21 protein-coding genes are annotated in these 18,782 nt (G+C 36.7%); 9 read left to right on the forward strand and 12 right to left on the reverse strand.

The window, feature by feature from the left end:
* Nucleotides 1-78: 78 nt before the first annotated feature.
* Nucleotides 79-2,034, reverse strand: coding sequence for an AAA domain-containing protein (locus ACFX5U_RS13700; protein WP_400261067.1), 1,956 nt, complete (start codon nucleotides 2,032-2,034; stop codon nucleotides 79-81).
* Between the two features lie 88 nt (nucleotides 2,035-2,122).
* Between ACFX5U_RS13700 and ACFX5U_RS13705 the strand changes: the two genes are divergently transcribed.
* The 6 genes from ACFX5U_RS13705 to ACFX5U_RS13730 all read left to right on the forward strand — a co-directional run bounded on the left by ACFX5U_RS13705 (nucleotide 2,123) and on the right by ACFX5U_RS13730 (nucleotide 6,991).
* Entirely contained in the window at nucleotides 2,123-3,043 is a 921-nt protein-coding gene (locus ACFX5U_RS13705; RefSeq protein ID WP_400261068.1) for a TIGR01777 family oxidoreductase, read from the forward strand.
* A 157-nt stretch (nucleotides 3,044-3,200) separates the two neighbouring features.
* Nucleotides 3,201-4,220, forward strand: a complete 1,020-nt coding sequence (locus ACFX5U_RS13710; RefSeq protein ID WP_400261069.1) for a methionine ABC transporter ATP-binding protein — start codon at nucleotides 3,201-3,203, stop codon at nucleotides 4,218-4,220.
* A complete protein-coding gene (gene metI / locus ACFX5U_RS13715) occupies nucleotides 4,213-4,866 on the forward strand; it encodes a methionine ABC transporter permease MetI (RefSeq protein WP_038699227.1) in 654 nt (217 codons plus the stop codon). The genes ACFX5U_RS13710 and metI overlap by 8 nt, the downstream gene beginning before the upstream one ends.
* 19 nt (nucleotides 4,867-4,885) lie before the next feature.
* Nucleotides 4,886-5,692, forward strand: a complete 807-nt coding sequence (metQ, locus tag ACFX5U_RS13720; RefSeq protein ID WP_280566698.1) for a methionine ABC transporter substrate-binding lipoprotein MetQ — start codon at nucleotides 4,886-4,888, stop codon at nucleotides 5,690-5,692.
* Nucleotides 5,693-5,775: 83 nt separating this feature from the next.
* The gene (locus tag ACFX5U_RS13725; protein ID WP_400261070.1) at nucleotides 5,776-6,369 is read left to right on the forward strand and encodes an MFS transporter; all 594 of its coding nucleotides are present in this window, start codon (nucleotides 5,776-5,778) and stop codon (nucleotides 6,367-6,369) included.
* Nucleotides 6,257-6,991, forward strand: a complete 735-nt coding sequence (locus tag ACFX5U_RS13730; protein ID WP_400261071.1) for an MFS transporter — start codon at nucleotides 6,257-6,259, stop codon at nucleotides 6,989-6,991. Before ACFX5U_RS13725 ends, ACFX5U_RS13730 begins: the two co-directional genes overlap by 113 nt.
* Before the next feature lie 46 nt (nucleotides 6,992-7,037).
* Here the strand turns inward: ACFX5U_RS13730 and ACFX5U_RS13735 are convergent, their stop codons facing one another.
* The 8 genes from ACFX5U_RS13735 to ACFX5U_RS13770 all read right to left on the reverse strand — a co-directional run bounded on the left by ACFX5U_RS13735 (nucleotide 7,038) and on the right by ACFX5U_RS13770 (nucleotide 12,534).
* Nucleotides 7,038-7,985 carry an MBL fold metallo-hydrolase gene (locus ACFX5U_RS13735; RefSeq protein WP_400261072.1) on the reverse strand — a complete coding sequence of 316 codons (948 nt, stop codon included), beginning with the start codon at nucleotides 7,983-7,985 and terminating at the stop codon, nucleotides 7,038-7,040.
* A gap of 5 nt (nucleotides 7,986-7,990) precedes the next feature.
* On the reverse strand, nucleotides 7,991-8,572 hold the full coding sequence (coaE, locus tag ACFX5U_RS13740) for a dephospho-CoA kinase (RefSeq protein WP_038702732.1): 582 nt from the start codon (nucleotides 8,570-8,572) through the stop codon (nucleotides 7,991-7,993).
* 1 nt (nucleotide 8,573) lies between these two features.
* On the reverse strand, nucleotides 8,574-8,864 hold the full coding sequence (locus ACFX5U_RS13745; protein ID WP_400261073.1) for a hypothetical protein: 291 nt from the start codon (nucleotides 8,862-8,864) through the stop codon (nucleotides 8,574-8,576).
* A 34-nt stretch (nucleotides 8,865-8,898) separates the two neighbouring features.
* Nucleotides 8,899-9,525, reverse strand: coding sequence for a hypothetical protein (locus ACFX5U_RS13750; protein ID WP_400261074.1), 627 nt, complete (start codon nucleotides 9,523-9,525; stop codon nucleotides 8,899-8,901).
* 120 nt (nucleotides 9,526-9,645) lie between these two features.
* The gene (gene yajC, locus ACFX5U_RS13755) at nucleotides 9,646-9,957 is read right to left on the reverse strand and encodes a preprotein translocase subunit YajC (RefSeq protein ID WP_280566682.1); all 312 of its coding nucleotides are present in this window, start codon (nucleotides 9,955-9,957) and stop codon (nucleotides 9,646-9,648) included.
* Nucleotides 9,958-9,979: 22 nt separating this feature from the next.
* Nucleotides 9,980-10,447 (reverse strand): DUF1573 domain-containing protein, encoded by a 468-nt coding sequence (locus tag ACFX5U_RS13760; RefSeq protein WP_144243329.1) that lies wholly within the window; start codon nucleotides 10,445-10,447, stop codon nucleotides 9,980-9,982.
* A 10-nt stretch (nucleotides 10,448-10,457) separates the two neighbouring features.
* Entirely contained in the window at nucleotides 10,458-11,405 is a 948-nt protein-coding gene (gene nusB, locus ACFX5U_RS13765; protein ID WP_038699241.1) for a transcription antitermination factor NusB, read from the reverse strand.
* 55 nt (nucleotides 11,406-11,460) lie between these two features.
* A complete protein-coding gene (locus ACFX5U_RS13770) occupies nucleotides 11,461-12,534 on the reverse strand; it encodes a Glu/Leu/Phe/Val dehydrogenase (protein WP_038699243.1) in 1,074 nt (357 codons plus the stop codon).
* Between the two features lie 172 nt (nucleotides 12,535-12,706).
* Here ACFX5U_RS13770 and ACFX5U_RS13775 point away from each other — a divergent pair, with 172 nt between their 5' ends.
* Entirely contained in the window at nucleotides 12,707-14,482 is a 1,776-nt protein-coding gene (locus ACFX5U_RS13775) for an ABC transporter ATP-binding protein (protein WP_400261075.1), read from the forward strand.
* Nucleotides 14,483-14,683: 201 nt separating this feature from the next.
* Here ACFX5U_RS13775 and ACFX5U_RS13780 read toward each other — a convergent pair whose 3' ends face one another.
* The 3 genes from ACFX5U_RS13780 to ACFX5U_RS13790 all read right to left on the reverse strand — a co-directional run bounded on the left by ACFX5U_RS13780 (nucleotide 14,684) and on the right by ACFX5U_RS13790 (nucleotide 16,836).
* Nucleotides 14,684-15,475 (reverse strand): zinc-dependent peptidase, encoded by a 792-nt coding sequence (locus ACFX5U_RS13780; protein WP_038699247.1) that lies wholly within the window; start codon nucleotides 15,473-15,475, stop codon nucleotides 14,684-14,686.
* 6 nt (nucleotides 15,476-15,481) lie between these two features.
* Nucleotides 15,482-16,135 carry a hypothetical protein gene (locus ACFX5U_RS13785; RefSeq protein ID WP_144243330.1) on the reverse strand — a complete coding sequence of 218 codons (654 nt, stop codon included), beginning with the start codon at nucleotides 16,133-16,135 and terminating at the stop codon, nucleotides 15,482-15,484.
* 230 nt (nucleotides 16,136-16,365) lie between these two features.
* Nucleotides 16,366-16,836: a Dps family protein gene (locus ACFX5U_RS13790; RefSeq protein WP_038699251.1), complete on the reverse strand. Its 471-nt coding sequence runs from the start codon at nucleotides 16,834-16,836 to the stop codon at nucleotides 16,366-16,368.
* 144 nt (nucleotides 16,837-16,980) lie between these two features.
* On the opposite strand from ACFX5U_RS13790, the gene ACFX5U_RS13795 reads away from it, so the two are divergent.
* Both ACFX5U_RS13795 and ACFX5U_RS13800 read left to right on the forward strand, forming a co-directional pair.
* Nucleotides 16,981-17,247, forward strand: coding sequence for a hypothetical protein (locus ACFX5U_RS13795; RefSeq protein WP_400261076.1), 267 nt, complete (start codon nucleotides 16,981-16,983; stop codon nucleotides 17,245-17,247).
* Nucleotides 17,186-18,691: a pseudouridine synthase gene (locus tag ACFX5U_RS13800; protein ID WP_400261077.1), complete on the forward strand. Its 1,506-nt coding sequence runs from the start codon at nucleotides 17,186-17,188 to the stop codon at nucleotides 18,689-18,691. Before ACFX5U_RS13795 ends, ACFX5U_RS13800 begins: the two co-directional genes overlap by 62 nt.
* Nucleotides 18,692-18,782 lie beyond the last annotated feature (91 nt).

An 18,782-nucleotide genomic window follows, 5' to 3' on the forward strand; every position in this document is an offset into this window, starting at 1 on the left:
AATTAATCCGCTAAAATAACAGATTAACTTAATTTTGACTAAAATAAAGTTAGATTAATTCGCCACAACGTTATATACCTACTCCATCTCCCATTCCCACACGCTATGATAATGTGCAATAGTCTCCATATATTGCATGAAATTTTCATAAAACTCATGCTTACCTACTGTCGCACTATCACCGATCACGATTAGTTTTTTCTTTGCTCTTGTCATAGCGACATTCATCCGCCGCACATCTGACAAGAAACCAATCGTCTGTTGTTCGTTACTACGCGTGAGACTAATGTAAATAATATCTTTTTCCTGTCCTTGAAAACTGTCGATGGTATTGATTTGAATATATTTAGCGTAGGCCTTAATAGTTGGATCAGCGTATACTGCATCATGGAGCAATATGGCTTGTCGTCGATACGGAGCAATAATACCTATACTCGGGAAGTCGCCTTCTCCATAATGGTTTGAAAGCGTTGCTAGGAGCTCGGCTAAATGACGTCTTAAGAAATTAGCTTCTCCAGGATTACTGATCGCGTTCGATTCCAGTTCTTCCTCAAAGCCAGCTCCAGCTGTATCGATATACAGTACGGGTTCATCATCGGCAATTAAAGTCCAACCTTTCACCTGTTCTCCAGCTAATAAATTGCCATTATAAAGAGCTTCCGACGGAAATCTCATGATTTGTTCATGCATCCGATATTGCACATTCAATAAGGTTACATGATCAGGATAACGTTTTGCTAACTTTTCAAATAGTGTATAGTAAAGGCCTTCACTGCTATTCGAACTCGACTTTACAGTAGGTGGGAGTTGACAGTGATCTCCGGCAAGCACCAACTTTTTTGCTTTCAATATTGGAATCCAACAGGCTGGCTCCAATGCTTGAGCAGCTTCGTCAATGATGACGACTTCATAAGTCCTATTTCTAATACTATACTGATTTGAACCCACCAAAGTCGCGGTCACAACTTGGGCTTTATTCAAAATATCTTCAACCATAAAATCTTGGATTTGGCCGATTTCTCTCGCTATTTTTCGCGCTTCATCAAATAGTGCTTTACGCTGTTCACGCTCCGCCTTTCCAAAACTTCGTTTGTACTTTTGAGCCATATCCATATAAGCTCGAGATTGCTTTTTCAAGAGCTTCACCTCTTTATTGGCTGGATGAAGATCCACCTGTGCGTCCAACGTCAATTGCTGCAAATGATCTGAAACCTTAACGGGATTGCCAATACGTGTCACTAAAACACCTATAGCATCCAATCTCTCGGTCAATACATCAACCGCCGTATTACTGGGCGCTACAATCAGAATTTGCTTGTTCTCTTTTTTCAACAATGCCTGGACAGCTTTTATCAACGTTGTGGTTTTTCCAGTACCAGGCGGCCCATGCACAATCGAAATTGGATTATCACTTAAAATATGTGAAATAGCTTCATGTTGACTCTGATTTAAACTTGCATCGTTATCACAGGCATTCTTAGGGTATGCGATCAACTCATCCTCACCTATTATTGCTCTGATGAATTTACCCTTTTGCAAATCTAGGCGAAAATCTTTTGCTATTTTCAGAGCATCATGCATCTCTTTGTATGAATTTTCGTCAAATAACAAATCCACTCCCAATTTCCCATTTCTGGTCCATTCGGGTAATTCGTCTACTCGGAGGGCAATCTTCATCGTATCGCGGCTTACATATGAAATCAATCCTTCCAAACGATCCAATCTAGGATCGTGGTTAGAGAAGAGCACCACAGGCATTCCAAAACGAAACCGATGTGGTTCATCCAAATCATTTGTTTTACCCAATGTAATAGTCAAATAATCGCCTCTCCCCATTTCATCTCCCTTAATCTGAATGGGAAACCAAGTAACACCTTTTTGTTTCCTTTCGCTTAAGCTAGACTTTAACAACAAGGACTCATATTGCTCACGGTCAAACTTTTGTTCGGTATCCAAAAGTACTATAAGCTCTTCAAAATAATTCATATAATTCAATTCTCTCCAACTATGTGCAGCAAAATAACCAATTTTCAAATTGAATAAGACTGGAAATATGATAAATATGAATTAAATTGCTTTTAGAAAAATTCTTATTTTTTTTAAATATAGGAGATGTGATCATATGGAAACAGTCATTATTGCTGGAGGAACGGGAACTATTGGTAAACGTTTAGCAGAGCTGCTTATACGCGAAGGCTATCGTGTCATCATATTCAGTCGAAATCCGATGTTAAATCAAGAAACCAATCAGATGCAACACCTACACTGGGATCCTGATGCAAAAAAAATAAACAATAATGCAATAAGGCAAGCTGATTATATCATCAACTTAGCTGGAGCTTCTATTGCAGATAAACGTTGGTCTAAAAAACGACGCCAGGAACTTATTTCCAGTCGGGTGAGCAGTTGTAAGCTCATTGCAGATGCACTGCAACAAATCCCCAATAAGATCAAGGCTGTCATCTCTACCTCTGCGGTTGGTTGGTATGGTGAAGATAAATCGGATACACATGCCTTTACTGAGAACGAGGAACAAGGAACGGATTTTTTGAGCTGGACCTGTAAGCTTTGGGAAGATAGTATCAGGCCAATAGAACTTCTTCATAAACGCATGGTCATTTTTAGATTGGGTGTCGTATTTAGTCAACATGGAGGTGCACTAAAAGAGTTAACCAAATCATTTAGGTATAAAGTAGCAACTCACTTAGGATCTGGTAAACAAAAAATGAGTTGGATTCATATTGATGATGTTTGTCAATTATATTTGACTGCAATTCGCAATAACAATATATCCGGAATTTACAATGCTGTAAGTTCGGAAGTCCTGCCACAAAAAACAATCCTTAGTCGTCTTGCAAAGCAAAAAATAGGCCGATTCTACCTTCCTGTCTCCGTTCCTGCATTTGCTATAAAACTAGTTTTAGGACAGATGGGAAAAGAGGTACTGCTGAATAGCACAACAGTAAGTAACCAAAAAATACTGGATACAGGTTTTCAGTTTAAATACCCACTTTTAAATGAGGAATGCATCAAAAATCTCTAATTTGAAGAATAAGTATTGTGATTTAAGGGTACATTTGATACATTTGCGCTAAAGTAGCGCTGGACGAGCTTTAGGTTGTCGGATTGCTTAAAAAAATATTAGCCTTTCAGGACATGTTTGAAAGGTTTTTTTGTAAGATTAGTTTTTACTCTACTAAATGATAGAATTAATTAACATTTCCAAGACATTTGCGGTAAAAAATAAGTTTACGAAGGCTTTAGATCAAGTATCTTTATCTATTCCGAAGGGACAAATATTTGGTGTTATCGGCAGTTCTGGCGCAGGAAAAAGCACATTAATCAGATGTGTTAATTTACTGGAAAAACCAGATACGGGACAAATTTTGATACATGGTGTTGATTTAATGGCTTTATCAAATCAAGATCTGATTCAACAGCGTCGAAAGATTGGAATGATCTTTCAACATTTCAATTTATTATCTTCTCGCACAGTTTATGAAAATATTGCTTTCCCATTAGAACTTATCGGAGAATCAAAGGGTAAAATCAACGATAAAGTAATGGAACTGTTAGCTTTGGTAGGTCTTGAAGACAAAGCACATGATTATCCTGCCAGCCTTTCTGGTGGGCAAAAACAACGTGTAGCGATTGCAAGGGCGTTAGCTAGTGATCCGGAAATATTATTATGCGATGAAGCAACCAGTGCACTGGACCCTGCAACAACGAAATCCATTTTGCAGTTGCTTAAAGCAATCAATTTGAAGCTTAATTTGACCATTCTACTCATCACACATGAGATGGAGGTCATTAAGATTATTTGCGATCAAGTTGCTGTTATTGATGGAGGACAACTTATTGAAACAGGTACTGTGGAACAAATTTTCACATCACCGAGAGAAGCTTTAACAAAACATTTCATTCAGTCATCCCTTCATGCGGAATTACCGGCCATCTATCAAGAGCGATTGAAAGAAAGTGGGCGTCCTATTGTGCAAATTTATCTCGCTGAACACCACAGTCAAACTTCAATAATAAAGCAACTACACGACCAATACGGCATTGAAGTAGCTATTATCAGTGCTCAGATTGACTATGTGGGCTCAATAAAATTTGGCATAATGAATTTGGAACTAATCGGCCCTTCAGATAAGATTGCGGATAGCCTCCACTATTTAAAATCAAATTATTCACAAATTGAAATCATAGGATATGTCTGAGACAGTTATAGATTTATTGATTAAGGGTACAATAGAGACTGTTGTGATGACTTTTTTATCAGGCTTTTTTGGCTTTGTGATTGGTCTACCAACTGGTATTTTTCTTTTTTTAACTCAAAAAAATCAGTTACATGAGAATAAGTTTATACATCAACTATTAGCCCTATTGGTCAATATATTCCGCTCTATCCCTTTTATTATCCTTATTGTTTGGATGATACCTTTTACCAGACAGATCGTTGGAACTTCTATTGGTGTCAATGCTGCTTTAGTCCCACTCAGTTTTGCTGCAGCTCCATTTATAGCCCGTTTGGTCGAAAATAGTCTTTTGGAAATCCCGAACGGATTAATTGAGGCTGCCCGTGCAATGGGAGCCACAACAACACAAATAATATACAAAGTATTACTTCCTGAATCACTCCCATCACTCATTAATAATCTGACGATTACATTGATTACCTTAGTTGGTTATTCAGCTATGGGAGGCGCAGTAGGCGCAGGTGGTCTTGGACAGATTGGCTATCAATATGGTTATATTGGCTATGACACATTTATTATGAATGCCGTATTAATTTTACTAATTTTAATTGTATTTATTCTACAATTTACAGGAGATTATTTGTCTAAAAAAGCTAATCATCGTTAACATTCTATTTTAAATAATTATGAGATTACATTCTAAAATTTGCGTACTCGCATTGACCTTATTTGTTCTGGTCTCTTGTACCGGAAAAAAAACAGATTCAAAGGTACTTAAGGTAGGAATTGTAGCAGGCCCAGAGCAAGAGTTGGCGGAGACCGCAAAAAAAATTGCTAAAGAAAGGTTCAATCTTGATGTAGAACTTGTAAGCTTTAGCGATTATGTAATCCCGAATGAAGCTTTAAACCAAGGTGATATCGATATCAATTCATTCCAGCACTTACCTTATCTTCAAGAACAATCGAGACAACGCGGCTATAAATTAGCAGCAGTTGCCAATACATTTGTCTTTCCTATTGTCGCTTATTCTAAAAAAATAAAATCGATAAGCGAATTGCAACCCGGCGCCACTATCGTAATTCCCAATGACCCTACAAATGGTGGAAGATCTTTGCTTTTATTACAAAAAGAAGGATTAATAAAATTAAAAGATGATGTTGGCCTTCTGCCTAAAAAGACAGATATCGTGGATAACCCTAAGCGGTTAAACATCATGGAATTGGAAGCGCCGCAACTACCACGAGTTTTAGATGATAAAGAAGTAATAATTGCAATCATTAACAATACATTTGCTGCTCAAGCTGGATTAAGCCCAGATAAAGAAGGTTTATTCTCGGAAGACAAAGACTCACCCTATGTGAATCTCATCGTATCTCGGGAAGATAATCGCAATGATGAACGTATCAAACAATTCATCGAAGCATACCAATCTGCTGAAGTTGAAGCTACTGCTAAGAAAATCTTCAAGGGCGGAGCGATAAAAGGCTGGTAATGATTCTCGATAAAACCCAAAATTCTATGCTGTAATTTTGGGTTTTATTTTTTTATCCCCATAAGGTTTCCTTCCTTTGCAACATGTTATCAAAATCTCTACAAAAAACGGCTCTTGATTACCGTTTTCAGATTGCTAGCTACGCGATATTAACTTTTTATGGCTATTTCACTATTGGCCTTTCGCTAGCTGTTCTTCCAATATTCATACATGAAACTTTAGGTTACAATACGATTATAGCGGGTGCTGTAATAGGTTCACAATATATCATGACCTTTTTTATGCGTGCCTATGCCGGTACGATCGTAGACAAAAGGGGTCCAAAACCAGCAGTTATTATCAGCATGATTTGCTTTATGATAACGGGCATATTACTTTGGGCGGCATTTTACACCAGTGCGTCTCCCTTGCTTTCCATCTCTCTACTTGCATTATCTCGATTACTTACGGGTTGTGGAGAAGGAATGGTGGGTGCTAGTCCTGTCAATTGGGCAATCTTGCGTGTTGGGGACCAACATACCAGTACAGCAATTTCGTATAATGGTATCTTCAACTACAGTTTCCATGGCTATAGGCGCACCATTAGGCGTTATTCTATCGCAACAATTTGGCAATTGGACTATAGCGGCATTGACCCTATTTATTGGGAGTGTTGGGCTCGCTTCTACTCTAAATAAAAAAGCCCTTTCGTCGGTTTCAAAAGAAATAAGAAATTCCTTTTTCACTGTGCTCAAAGCAGTCTCTCCCTTTGGAATGGGGCTTGCCTTAGCAGGAATAGGTTTCGGTACGATATCCACCTTTATTACGCTTTATTACAATTACAAAGGTTGGGATAATGCAGCACTCTGTATCACCTGCTTTAGTACGATGTTTGTTTTAGGAAGATTCGTATTGACCAACAGCATTAATAAGATTGGAGGGATTAAAATAGCACTTTTTTGTATGGTGATTGAAAGTTTTGGTTTATTACTCATTTCTTTCGCGCCCTCTCCGTTTCTGACTATAATTGGTGCGGCTATTACGGGTTTAGGTTTTTCAATGGTATTCCCAGCACTTGGCGTTGAAGCTGTCAATAGCGCCTCAGCGGCCAACAAAGGTGCTGCATTGGGAGCGTATGGCCTGTTCATCGATATATCACTTGGCATCTCGGGCCCTTTAGTTGGACTGATTGCAAAACAATTTGGTATGAATTTCATTTTTCCATTTAGTCTGCTCTTGGTCCTATCAGGGGTAGTAGTCTGCTTTTTATTGATAAGATCTAAAAGAAATTCTGTAAAAAAAATAACCACATTTGTTTAAAGCTAAAATTTAAACAAATGTGGTTAAATACCTGAAATAAAAAGAATTAATAAATATCTCTTACTGAAAGTACACCTTCAAAATGTTGTTTCAATATTCGGCCATCTCCATGAAGAGTCCATACCTCTTTCGGTTTTACTTCTTGGATAAAAAACAAGATATCGTTCCAATCTACATGATCTGATATATAGAGTGACAGGTCGTTATTCTGCTGCAATCTTTTCCACCCTGATGCAAAAGCTCGGACAACTTTAGTTGCTCGAATGTAGCTATTGAAAGTCATCGGCGGCACCATATACACCTTATTGGGTTCGCCGATCTTCATCTCTCTTCTGTTATACTGCTCGTAAACTAGCTTATTAAGCCCCATGTCGTCATAAATACGATGCAATGGAGCAATACCATGATGAACTAACACCCTACGCTCTGGACAGTGCTTATTAATCAAATCCGTCAATCGTTGTGCTTTTCCAAGTGCATATGTCCCCAACAAGATATTGAAGGGCTGGTCATTCAATTTTTTTATCTCCGCAACAGGATCCGGGTGGACTACTTCTGGATCTGCAAACGTACATTCTGTAATTAAGACATCTGCTTGCACCACCTCAATTGCTTCACATGTCGCATCCTCCTGCAGCTTATAATCACCCGTATAAAGATACTTGACACCCTTATACTCCATTAAAATTTGAGCTGATCCTAATATATGCCCTGCCGGTATAAGCGTTAATGCAACTGCACCAATCTTAAAAGTTTGACGGAAAGCTATCGTCTTATAACTTGACAAAGGTTGTTGCGAATAGCGGTAACGCATAATTGCCGCAGTAACATCCGTACAATATATCGTTGCATGTCCAGGTCTTGCATGATCCCCATGACCATGCGAAACAACATCTACCGGAACTGGCAGTAAAGCATCAATATAAAAATCCCCATACTGACAATAGTAGCCTTCTGGTTTTCTAACCAGAAAGTCTGATAAAATATTTAACATAAATTTTATTTCTGAAATTGATGGTGAAGGGCCATCACTTGTGGAATAACTGCTGTTATCCCATCATTAATAATCACAAAATCTGCTAGCTTAGCCTTTTCTTCATCAGACATTTGACTATTCATCCTTGCTAGCACTTGCTCTTTGGTCACGTGGTCACGTTGCATAACACGAGCTATCCTTAGGTCGATAGGAGCCGTTACCAATATACTATAATCAACCTTTTTATAAGAGCCACTTTCAAAAAGAATGGCAGCTTCTTTTAATGAATATGGACCCGTTTGTACCTCAGCCCAATCTTCAGCTGCTTGTATCACGGCAGGGTGGACAATGCTATTTAACTGTTTTAGTTTCTCTGAATCATTAAAGACCTGAGTGGATATAAATTCCTTATTGAGTAAACCATCATGATACGACTCCTCTCCAAACGCCTTGATAATCGCCATCCGAACTTGATCACTTTTATTCATAATCAACTTTGCTTCCAAATCTGCATTATAAATAGGAATCCCTAAAACTTTAAAAACTTGACATACAATCGTTTTTCCTGAGCCGATTCCACCAGCTATACCTACTTTGATTCCCATATTATTTACGTACAAAAAAATCAACATTTTGTGGCTCGACTCGTAAAACAGAGCAGAAATCGGGTACTTTTGTCAAAATAACAGGTAAGTATTTCACCTTAGCCTCCTCCCAATCATGAATATCTACTACAGCTTCGAAATCTCTTGCTGTATAATTATTATAGTCTTTTACAGACATCAGGACTGTAATTGCGACTTTACTTGGCATAGTTCTTACAGATTTAAAATGCGTGTTATTTTCAACTTTCAATGGAAGTTCTATAATTTTCTCAGTCAATTCGCCAACTGGCATCAATACCTCTACAGATGTTGGATAGACATTGATATTAGCTCTCTGGTTTCCGATTTAAATAAGCAACCGTTCGCAAGTCTGTTTCAACATCTTTGCCCCTTATTGTATCTGTATCCCAATATTCAATATTCGCAACATCTTCATAAGGTCCTGAAATCGTCACATACTTGGGGTTTACAAGCGTTTCACCAATAAAACCATACTGTTTTTTAAAATTAATGTCAGCCATAGGTCTTACAGGTACCTTACGTTGGGTCTGTTTTGAAAAGTCAAAGTATAATGTATCTGGACTGACAGAAACCACCAGTTGCTCGTGCGGAAACTGACGATTAATGAAACCAATCTGATTTGAGAAAACAATCCAATTTTTAGTCTTTAGGCTACTGATATCTACATGCACGGTCGGGACTTCCGATTTAATCTTGGAAAACAAAACTTGCCATCCCGTCATTTTCAATTTAATGTTAACTGTATCGGATTGTTGTGGATGGAAAGCACGCTTCTCTGGCAAGTTCACATATTCAATCCCAGCTTTTACAGTAATTATATATTCATTTGAAATTGAAAATAATAACCATGCAAATAAAGAAATAAGAATACAACGTGTAAACGTTACTAATTTCCTTTTTTGAGATTTGCTGATACGAATAATACTTGCCATAATACAAACTTAAACATTTTGACATTGATATCCTGATGAAATACAAGTCAATCTTATCGCGTCAAAATAAAGAAGCCGATCCTATTGTGATAAGATCGGCTTCTCTACATGTATATTTAATTATGCTTTTGCATTGGCTGCTTTTGAAGCATCTAGTGCAACGGCTGATTTATCGAAACGAATTCTTACACCAGAACCTACATCAACTAAAAATGTTGTTTCTGAAACTTCAACAATACGGCCATGAATACCCGCATTTGTAATAATTTGAGAATTAACACCTAATTCCTCAATATATTTTTTGTGATCTTTTTGTTTCTTCATTTGTGGTCTGATCATAAAGAAATAAAAAACAACCACGATAAGAATCATCGGTAAGAAGCTCATCAATCCGCTTCCTGCTCCTCCCGCCTGTAAAAAAACTGTATTCATATGTTATCTTTTTTATATTTAGTTATTTAGCTGCTAATACTTCACCTTTTAATTGAACAGTTGTGAGTCCATTTGATGCATTAGAATGAATGGTTATTATTTTCTGTTGCTTACCGACCTGACCCTCGCTTTTAAAGGTAACTTTAATATCTGAGGTTTTTCCCGGAAGAACAGGGTTTTTAGAAAACTCCGGTTGAGTACATCCACAAGATGCTCTTACTTCTGAAATGATCAAAGGTGCATTTCCAGTATTCGCTAGCGTAAAGATATGTGTTACCTCTTCTCCTTCTTTAATCTGTCCAAATTCGAATGCAGGCTCTGCAAACTCAATGGTTCCAATAGCTCCTAATGCTGCTTCATTATTTGCAGAAGGATCCGCTACAGTCATCGTTGAGTCTGTAGATGTGTTTTCACTTTTAGTACTTGAACCACATGAGCTCAATGTCCAAATGCCTAATGCCAAAAAAAGTGAATAGTTCAATTTTTTCATAAATATCTTTCTAATTATTCAATCCACGACCTTGTTTTTGAATACGGCCATCTTGATTTAAATCACTCAAAATTTTATCTAAAATACCATTAATAAAAGTATTACTTTTTAATGTACTGAATACCTTAGAGATTTCAATATATTCATTGATAGTAACTTTCACTGGGATAGAAGGGAAATTCACCAACTCACAAATCGCCATACGCATCAATAAAGTATCCATTAGTGCGATACGATCCGATTCCCAATTTTTCGTTTTCTCCGTAATCATTTTTTGATATTCATTTGTATAACGGATTGTTTTTGCAATCAGATTCAAAATGAAATCTTTATCATCGTACCAATTTTGGGTAAGATCTGCCAACTTATTTTGTCTTGGTTCTTCTGAACTAAAGTTTTTGAATGTTTTAGCAATTAATGCCTGCAAAACTTCTTTATCCACTGGCCAGTTGATAAACTTTTCTTCAAATACCTGTTCGATAACCGGAGATTTCAAAATAATTTTTTTGAAAATAAATTTAATGATATCCTTCTCAACGGCGATTGAACGATCTGAAGATTGCATATAATAGGCGTAATCCTCCGTATGTTTTAATTGTGCAAAAACAGTGCGAACTATTTCTGGGTCAAAGCCCCATGACACGTCATACTTTTTCACAGCTTCTCCATATTGTGGATTCTGTCTAAGAGACTCAATAAAAGTATTGCTACTTAATTTGGTGTTGTGTGATAAATCTTTTTCAGTTGGTAAAAACTTATTGGCACGACCTTCTGCATCAATTAATGCATAGTCTGTCACTTCATCCAGGAGATTCAAAGTCCAAATGTACATTTCGTACACTTCATCCACATTTTGCAACAATGCCTTTTCGAAGGCTTTAATATCTTTATCTTCAGATAAACTGTACGCATAGAGCGTCTGCACTACTTTGACCCTTAGGTGTCTTCTATTTAACATAGTATTTTAAAGAACGATTTGTATATAAGAACGATTGTATTTTTTTATTTTCACTCTATCTTTTGAGTTTTCGAATGTCAAAGATACGCTTTTCTGCGATTTCATTAGCAGCTTGGAACGAAGAAATATTTTCTTGCTTCGATTTTTGGAAAACTTCGCGTGTTGCGCTATAGATATTTTTGATTACAAATTCGGTATGATCAGCGCCATATCCTTGTATTTCTGAATAACAACTAACCAACGCGCCGGCATTAATTAAGTAATCTGGCGCATATAAAATACCCCTTTCATGCAGGATATTACTGGTCATTAATTCTTCCTTCAATTGATTGTTCGCAGCGCCTGCAATGATTTTACATTGCATTCTTGAGGCTGTCTCTGGGTTAACTGTACCTCCAAGTGCACAAGGGGCGTAAACATCGCAATCAAAATCAAAAACTTTATCGAATGCAATTGTTTCGACTTTATATTTAGCGGCTATCTTAAGCATTCGATCTTCTGTGATATCACTTACATATACGCGTGAGTTTTCTTCGCGTAACATCTCGATTAATCGTTCTCCAACACTCCCGATACCATGCACAATGACTTTTCGTCCAGCTAGACTGTCCGAACCATATAGCTCTTTTAAAGATGCTTTTATTCCATAGAGAACACCCTGTGCTGCAAACATAGAAGTGTCTCCTCCCCCATTTATGGCTTTAGGAAGTCCTGCTACGTAAGATGTTTCCGTAAAGATATGCTCCAAATCACGTTGTCCAATGCCAACATCTATCGAAGCAATAAAATTACCATTTAATCCTTCAATAAATTGTCCAAATCTTCGAAGTAAAACCTCCGTTTTATCAATTCGGTGATTTCCGATAATAACGGCACTCCCTCCTCCTAGATTAAGACCGCTAATAGCGGACTTATAGGTAATCGCTTTAGACAGTCGAAGTGCATCTTCGATAGCCTCTTCTGTACTCGAATAAGGCAACATGCGAACACCTCCTATCGCTGGACCTAACGTCGTGTCATGAATAGCGACAATTGCTTTCAAACCAACTACTTCATCATTACAAAAAAATAAATTTTGGTGACCAAATTGGCCCAATAATTCGAAAATTGGAGTTTGCGTTGCTGACATAAAATTATGCTTCAAGTTTTACTTATGGTAATTTGACAACAAAAATAGAAAATATATTTCACACTAAATTTTTCTTTGAAAATAATTCCAAAACTTATGAATTGTCTATGACAGTTTAAGTTCTGAAAATTGAAAATTAAATGCTGAATATGTTTTACATTTGTATTATTATATGAAAGAATTAGCTTATTTAAATAAATACTTCTACAAGTACCGCTGGAAATTAGTTCCAGGTGTTATTTTCGTCATCATTTCGAATTACTTTGGTATCCTTCCTGCAAAAGTCATTCGTGAGGCTTTTGACCTGGTTCAGGAAAACATCTATTTATATAAACTCTATAATGGATTTGAAAGACAGGAACTCATCTATAAGGTTTTTGGTTCAAGTTTGTTGTTTTTTGGAGCAGTTGTATTATTACTGTCCTTACTAAGAGGTATATTCCTTTTTATGATGCGCCAGACGATTATCTTGACTTCGCGTCATATTGAATATGATTTAAAAAATGAGATCTATAGGCATTATCAAAAATTAGATTTTGCTTTTTTTAGGCGGAACAATACAGGAGATCTAATGAGTAGGGCTACTGAAGATGTCAATCAGGTGCGGAATTATCTGGGGCCTGCCATCATGTATGCAATCAATACTGTTGTCTTATCGATTATGGTCATTTATGCCATGTATGACGTCAATGCGCGCTTGGCGACCTATGCGCTTATCCCTATCCCCATCCTTTCAGTTGTTATTTTATTCGTCAATAAAATCATCAACAAGAGAAGTGAAAAAATTCAAAAACAACTGGCTCGTTTAGCATCTTTTGTACAAGAGAATTTCGCTGGAATTAGAGTTATTAAAACATACAATCGCGAAAAATATAAAATGGATGCCTTTGAAGACGAGAGTACAATATACCGAAATACTGCTTTGTCATTGGTAAAGGTACAAGCTGTTTTCTTTCCTTTAATATTATTGCTCGTAGGCTTAAGTACAATTATAACAATTTATGTCGGTGGTATTGAAGTTGCAAAAGGAACGATTACCGCCGGTAATATTGCTGAATTCATTATTTACGTCAACCAATTAACCTTCCCTGCCATGTCTTTAGCATGGGTAACTTCACTAGTCCAAAGAGCATCAGCTTCTCAAAAAAGAATTAATGAATTTTTGAACACAAACTCACCGATTGTTAATGGAACAAATAGAAAAACACTTACTGGGGATCTAAAAGTAGAGAACATTTCGTTTACCTATCCAGAAACCGGCATTCAAGCTATCAAAGATCTATCTTTCCATATTCAAGCAGGAAAAACTCTTGCTATTATTGGGAAGACGGGTTCTGGAAAATCGACGTTAGCCAATCTACTCCTCCGTATGTATGATATCGACAAAGGGAGTATTAAATACGACGACACCCCTATTCCAGAGCTTGATTTTCAAGATTTAAGACAACAGATAGGTTTTGTACCCCAAGAAATTTTTCTATTTTCGGATACCATCAGTAACAATATTGCCTTCGGAATTGACCATTTTACGCAAGAACAGGTGGAGCAAGCGGCTAAAGATGCAGCTGTGTATGAAAACATCATCGCATTTGATGAGGGTTTTGAAACGTCTGTGGGCGAACGTGGCATTACATTGTCGGGCGGACAGAAACAAAGAGTCTCTATCGCTCGGGCACTAATTAAGGAGCCTAAGATATTAATCTTTGACGATTGTTTATCAGCAGTAGATACCAAGACGGAAGAGCAGATACTTACTTCTCTAAGTCGTATCATGAAAGGAAAAACCTGCGTTTTTATTGCTCATCGTGTGTCTACAATCAAAAATGCGGATAAAATCATTGTCTTAGATGATGGGAAAATTGCAGAAGAGGGTTCTCATGAAGAACTCATGAACTTAAAGGGACAATACTTTGAATTGCATGAGAAACAATTGCTAGAGGCCATATAGGTTTCTTATAATACCTGGGAATACGTCTCAAAACGAAAGCCCTTCAAATATTTGAAGGGCTTTCGTTTTGAGACGGCAATGCTAATGTTAATCTGTTCAATAGAAACCACAAGCGATTTATATCATTTTCACCTCCGTATTGATGTGAAAATGATAAATAATTCGGCTAAAATCAAATTATGGGAATTTCCCCCTTCAGAATTAAGCGAAGCTTAGATCCTGTTTAAAAACGATGCATAAAGCTCTATACAAATCGGGATGGTGACTTTTTAGGCGATCTGGATTCTCGAAAAAATACTCAGATGCTACAGCGAAAAACTCGGCTCTATTCGTAATACCATATGGATCAATATCCGATTTACCATCTTGAATTTTGATAATTTCTTTTCGTATCATTTCTAACCAAGCTAAGGTGTAAGTATGATCCACTAAAAAATCAGGTAAACCGTCCACTTCCCCATCCGTCTTATCCAATAAATGGACAAATTCATGAATGGCAGTATTTTGGCCATCTTTTGTATTTGCGAAACCAGCTTCTAGCGCTGCTTTTGATAAAATCATTTGACCGTTCATAGCGCCTTCTCCAACCATACCTAAAATGGTACGATCTTGATTGCCCTCAAATTGGTAATCTGGATTAAATGTATTTGGATAGAGCATTACTGTTGTTAAGTTGGCATATTCCCATTTTTTAAAAGCAAAAACAGGTATGATAGCACTTGCTGCAACAAGCATGTAGTCTTTTAAAGAAACTTCAACCCCGACTCCTTCGACAGCAATCTGGTCCAAAAAATGCAGGCAACGTTCTTCAAATTCAATTTTATCGGTAGCACTCAGACGCTGATAATAAGACACTTCCTTTTCTAAAATACCCTTACCTTCCTGACTCAAAACCCTTCTAATGGCTTTACTGTTTTTCTCTGTTTTATTTAATAGAAAATAGACAAAGTAAATAGCAGCAGGAACCAAAATGATAATAAACAATTTCTCCATATTTTTTTATTTAACAATTTTCCAATCCTGATTACGCTCTCTCAAATGTCTCAAGAAGCCTTTGTAGTGCGCAGCCCCAAACATAATCAGAATTTTCTTTTGCGCAGCATCCGAAACCAAAGCTGCTAAATTTTCTTCTCTTCTTTTCATAATAAATTCCTTGTCGAAAAGAATTCTCAACCTCGGTTTTATCGGTTTACAAGTATAAGATTCATTTAGAGGGGTATTCCAGTCACAAGAATCCAAAACAATATCACCATACGTATACTCAAATTCATCCAGCAATACATTTTTGGGTATATCCGCCACCACAGCATTATTATAATCTACCTTAAAAAATGAATACTCCGGCTGTTGAATGATTCGACTACCTAAATTTCGATAAATAGGGGCCATTAATATCCTGGAGGTATCAGATGAATTTTCATATAACTTCGTACTGCCCATAACGTGTCCCACCAATTTTCTGAATTTCCGATCATATAAATCTCTTTGTTGCGCACTATCGACCTGGTATGCAATGCTTTCATAAAAGACAACAAAGCCTTCCTTTTGAAGAGAATCGACATGATGTTGAATAAAATCATAATAATTGCGCTTACCTAAATGTCGCATGGGAATGAAAATAATTTCGCGGTCACCATTTTTTAAATGATGCATCCTAGAAGCATTTTGTAAAACTCCTGTTGATTGCAACACAAGAGATTCTGCACAAGATGAAAATAAAAAAAGAAAAGTGATTAGAACAAGATGGTAACGCATATCTAAATAGAAAACTAATTTACAAGTATACCTTTGGTTTAACAATTATCATGCAGTATTTACTGCATTTACCAAAAAAAAAGCAGTAATCGAAATGATTACTGCTTTCCTAAACATTATGTTATATCTTAAGCTGTATGGGCACGTAACATCCACGCCATTTTTTCATGTTGCGCCAATAAACCCACTAAGAAATCTTCTGATGCTTGGTCTCCCGCTTTATCGACAGCATCCAAATTTCCTCTTATATTCATAATAACAGACTCGTGATCTGACAGCAATTCCTTATAAAAACCTTTACTATCTGTATGCTCATATTGGGTTTCCTGTAGATGAGTCATTTCTAAATATTTTGAATATGACCCCACTGCATAATGTCCAATCTTACGGATACGCTCGGCTACCTCATCAATGATTTCAGCCAACTCATTATATTGTTCTTCCAAAAATAGATGCGCCGCATGAAAATCAGGACCTTCTACATTCCAGTGTGCATTTCTCGTTTTCTGATATACGATACTCTCGTCAGCTAATAGATTATTTAAAATAGCGGCTACCTTAGCCAAATCTACTTCTTTAATACCAATTTTTGCTTTCATAATGAATAAATTTAAAACCTACTTAATTATTAAAATTTATGCTACTTTATATACAATATTAACAAAAACAAACGTGGATTCCTTTTAAATTAACATGTAAAATTGTCATCTAAATAGCATCATTTTCGTACTTTTGTACGTATAATGAAAACAACAATATTGAAAGCGAATTGTTTGAGTACGGATACTTACTTTCATAAGTTCACAACAGAAATCGCAGCAACTCCATTACCGCTACATTTTACTTTTCCATTCTGTTATGAGCCTCACCTTTTGGCAAAAAAAGCGAGCGCACATGTCCAAGAATATATTTTAACACAAGATGAATGGACACATAATTTTGGTTTAGATGCTACGGTTTCAAGGGCAAGCTATTGGGAAAATGTTTGGTGTTTTGGTTGTCCAGGATAGAAATGGAAATATTGGCTTTTTAGCAGCTTTTTCTGGAAAATTAGCAGGAAAAAATGATCATCGTTATTTTGTGCCACCAGTTTTTGACATGTTAACAGATAATTCCTTTTTCCTGTTAGAAGAAGAAAATCTAAATCAGATTAATAATCAAATAACTAAATTGGAACAAAGTGGTGTAGGAATAGTACTCGAAAAGAAGTTAGACGATACAAAAATGACTCTTGACCAAGCTTTAGCTAACTTCAAAAAGAGACTTAAGAACCAAAAGAAAGAGCGTAAGGTTTTAAGAGAGGAGAGCCGTTTAAATCTTTCTGATGCTGCTTATCAGCTATTGGAAGATGACCTCATTAAACAAAGCCTTCGAGACAAATATGAGTTACAAATTTTTCAGAAGCAATATCATGACGATCTTTCATTAGCAAAGCAGCCTTTACTTGATTTTCAAAATAAAGTAGCTGCTTTAAAAGATGATCGTAAAAAACGATCATCACAATTGCAAAATCAATTATTTGCACAATACAATTTTCGGAATGCGCTGTCAGAGACCAAAAATGTCATTGCTATATTCAAAGACTTCAACGACATACAACCTCCAGCTGGTTCAGGAGAATGTGCTGCTCCAAAATTATTACAATATGCCTATCTTCATGACTACGTTCCAATCGCCTTAGCTGAATTCTGGTGGGGACAATCGCCATCGGCTGAAGTTCGTAGGCACAAACATTTTTACCCAGCTTGCAGAAATAAATGCGAACCTATTTTGGGATTTATGTTACAGGGATTAAGTATAGATAAAAATCCTATGCTTGAAAGCCCCGATGAAGCTACTGAGATTCCCATTATATTTGAGGATGATCATGTATTGATCATTAATAAACCCGAAGAATTCCTATCTGTCCCTGGTATTCATGTACAAGATTCTGTCTATACACGTATGATCAAAAAATATCCTAATGCGGGTCCACTAATCGTACATCGCCTAGATATGTCTACTTCCGGGATTCTCGTCTTAGCAAAAACGAAAGAATCCCACAAAGCAATCCAAAATCAATTCCTCAATCATCGTATCATCAAGCACTATATTGCGCTATTAGATGGTATTATTGTGGAAGATGAAGGTGAAATTTCCTTACCCATCCGCGTAGATCTTGACGATCGTCCACGTCAATTGGTCTGCTACGAACATGGAAAAAGTGCTGTAACAAAATGGCAAAAAATTAGTGTTGATAATGGTAAAACTAAAGTTAAGTATTTTCCTATAACGGGACGTACTCATCAACTTCGTATTCATTCCGCTCATCCAAATGGCATGAATTGTCCAATTGTTGGGGACGACCTCTATGGTCAAAAGGCAAATCGATTACATTTACACGCGGCATATATCGAATTCAATCATCCCATGACAAATGAACGAATTCACTTCCAAGTAGAACCAAATTTTTAGAACTACAACAACCGCACTGACCTTTTTGTTACAATAGTCAGTGCAAATGATTTTATTTAGGTCAATATTCATCATACAGAAGTAAAATTAC

It is taken from the genome of Sphingobacterium sp. SG20118 (genome assembly GCF_044740685.1).
Lineage (GTDB): Bacteria > Bacteroidota > Bacteroidia > Sphingobacteriales > Sphingobacteriaceae > Sphingobacterium.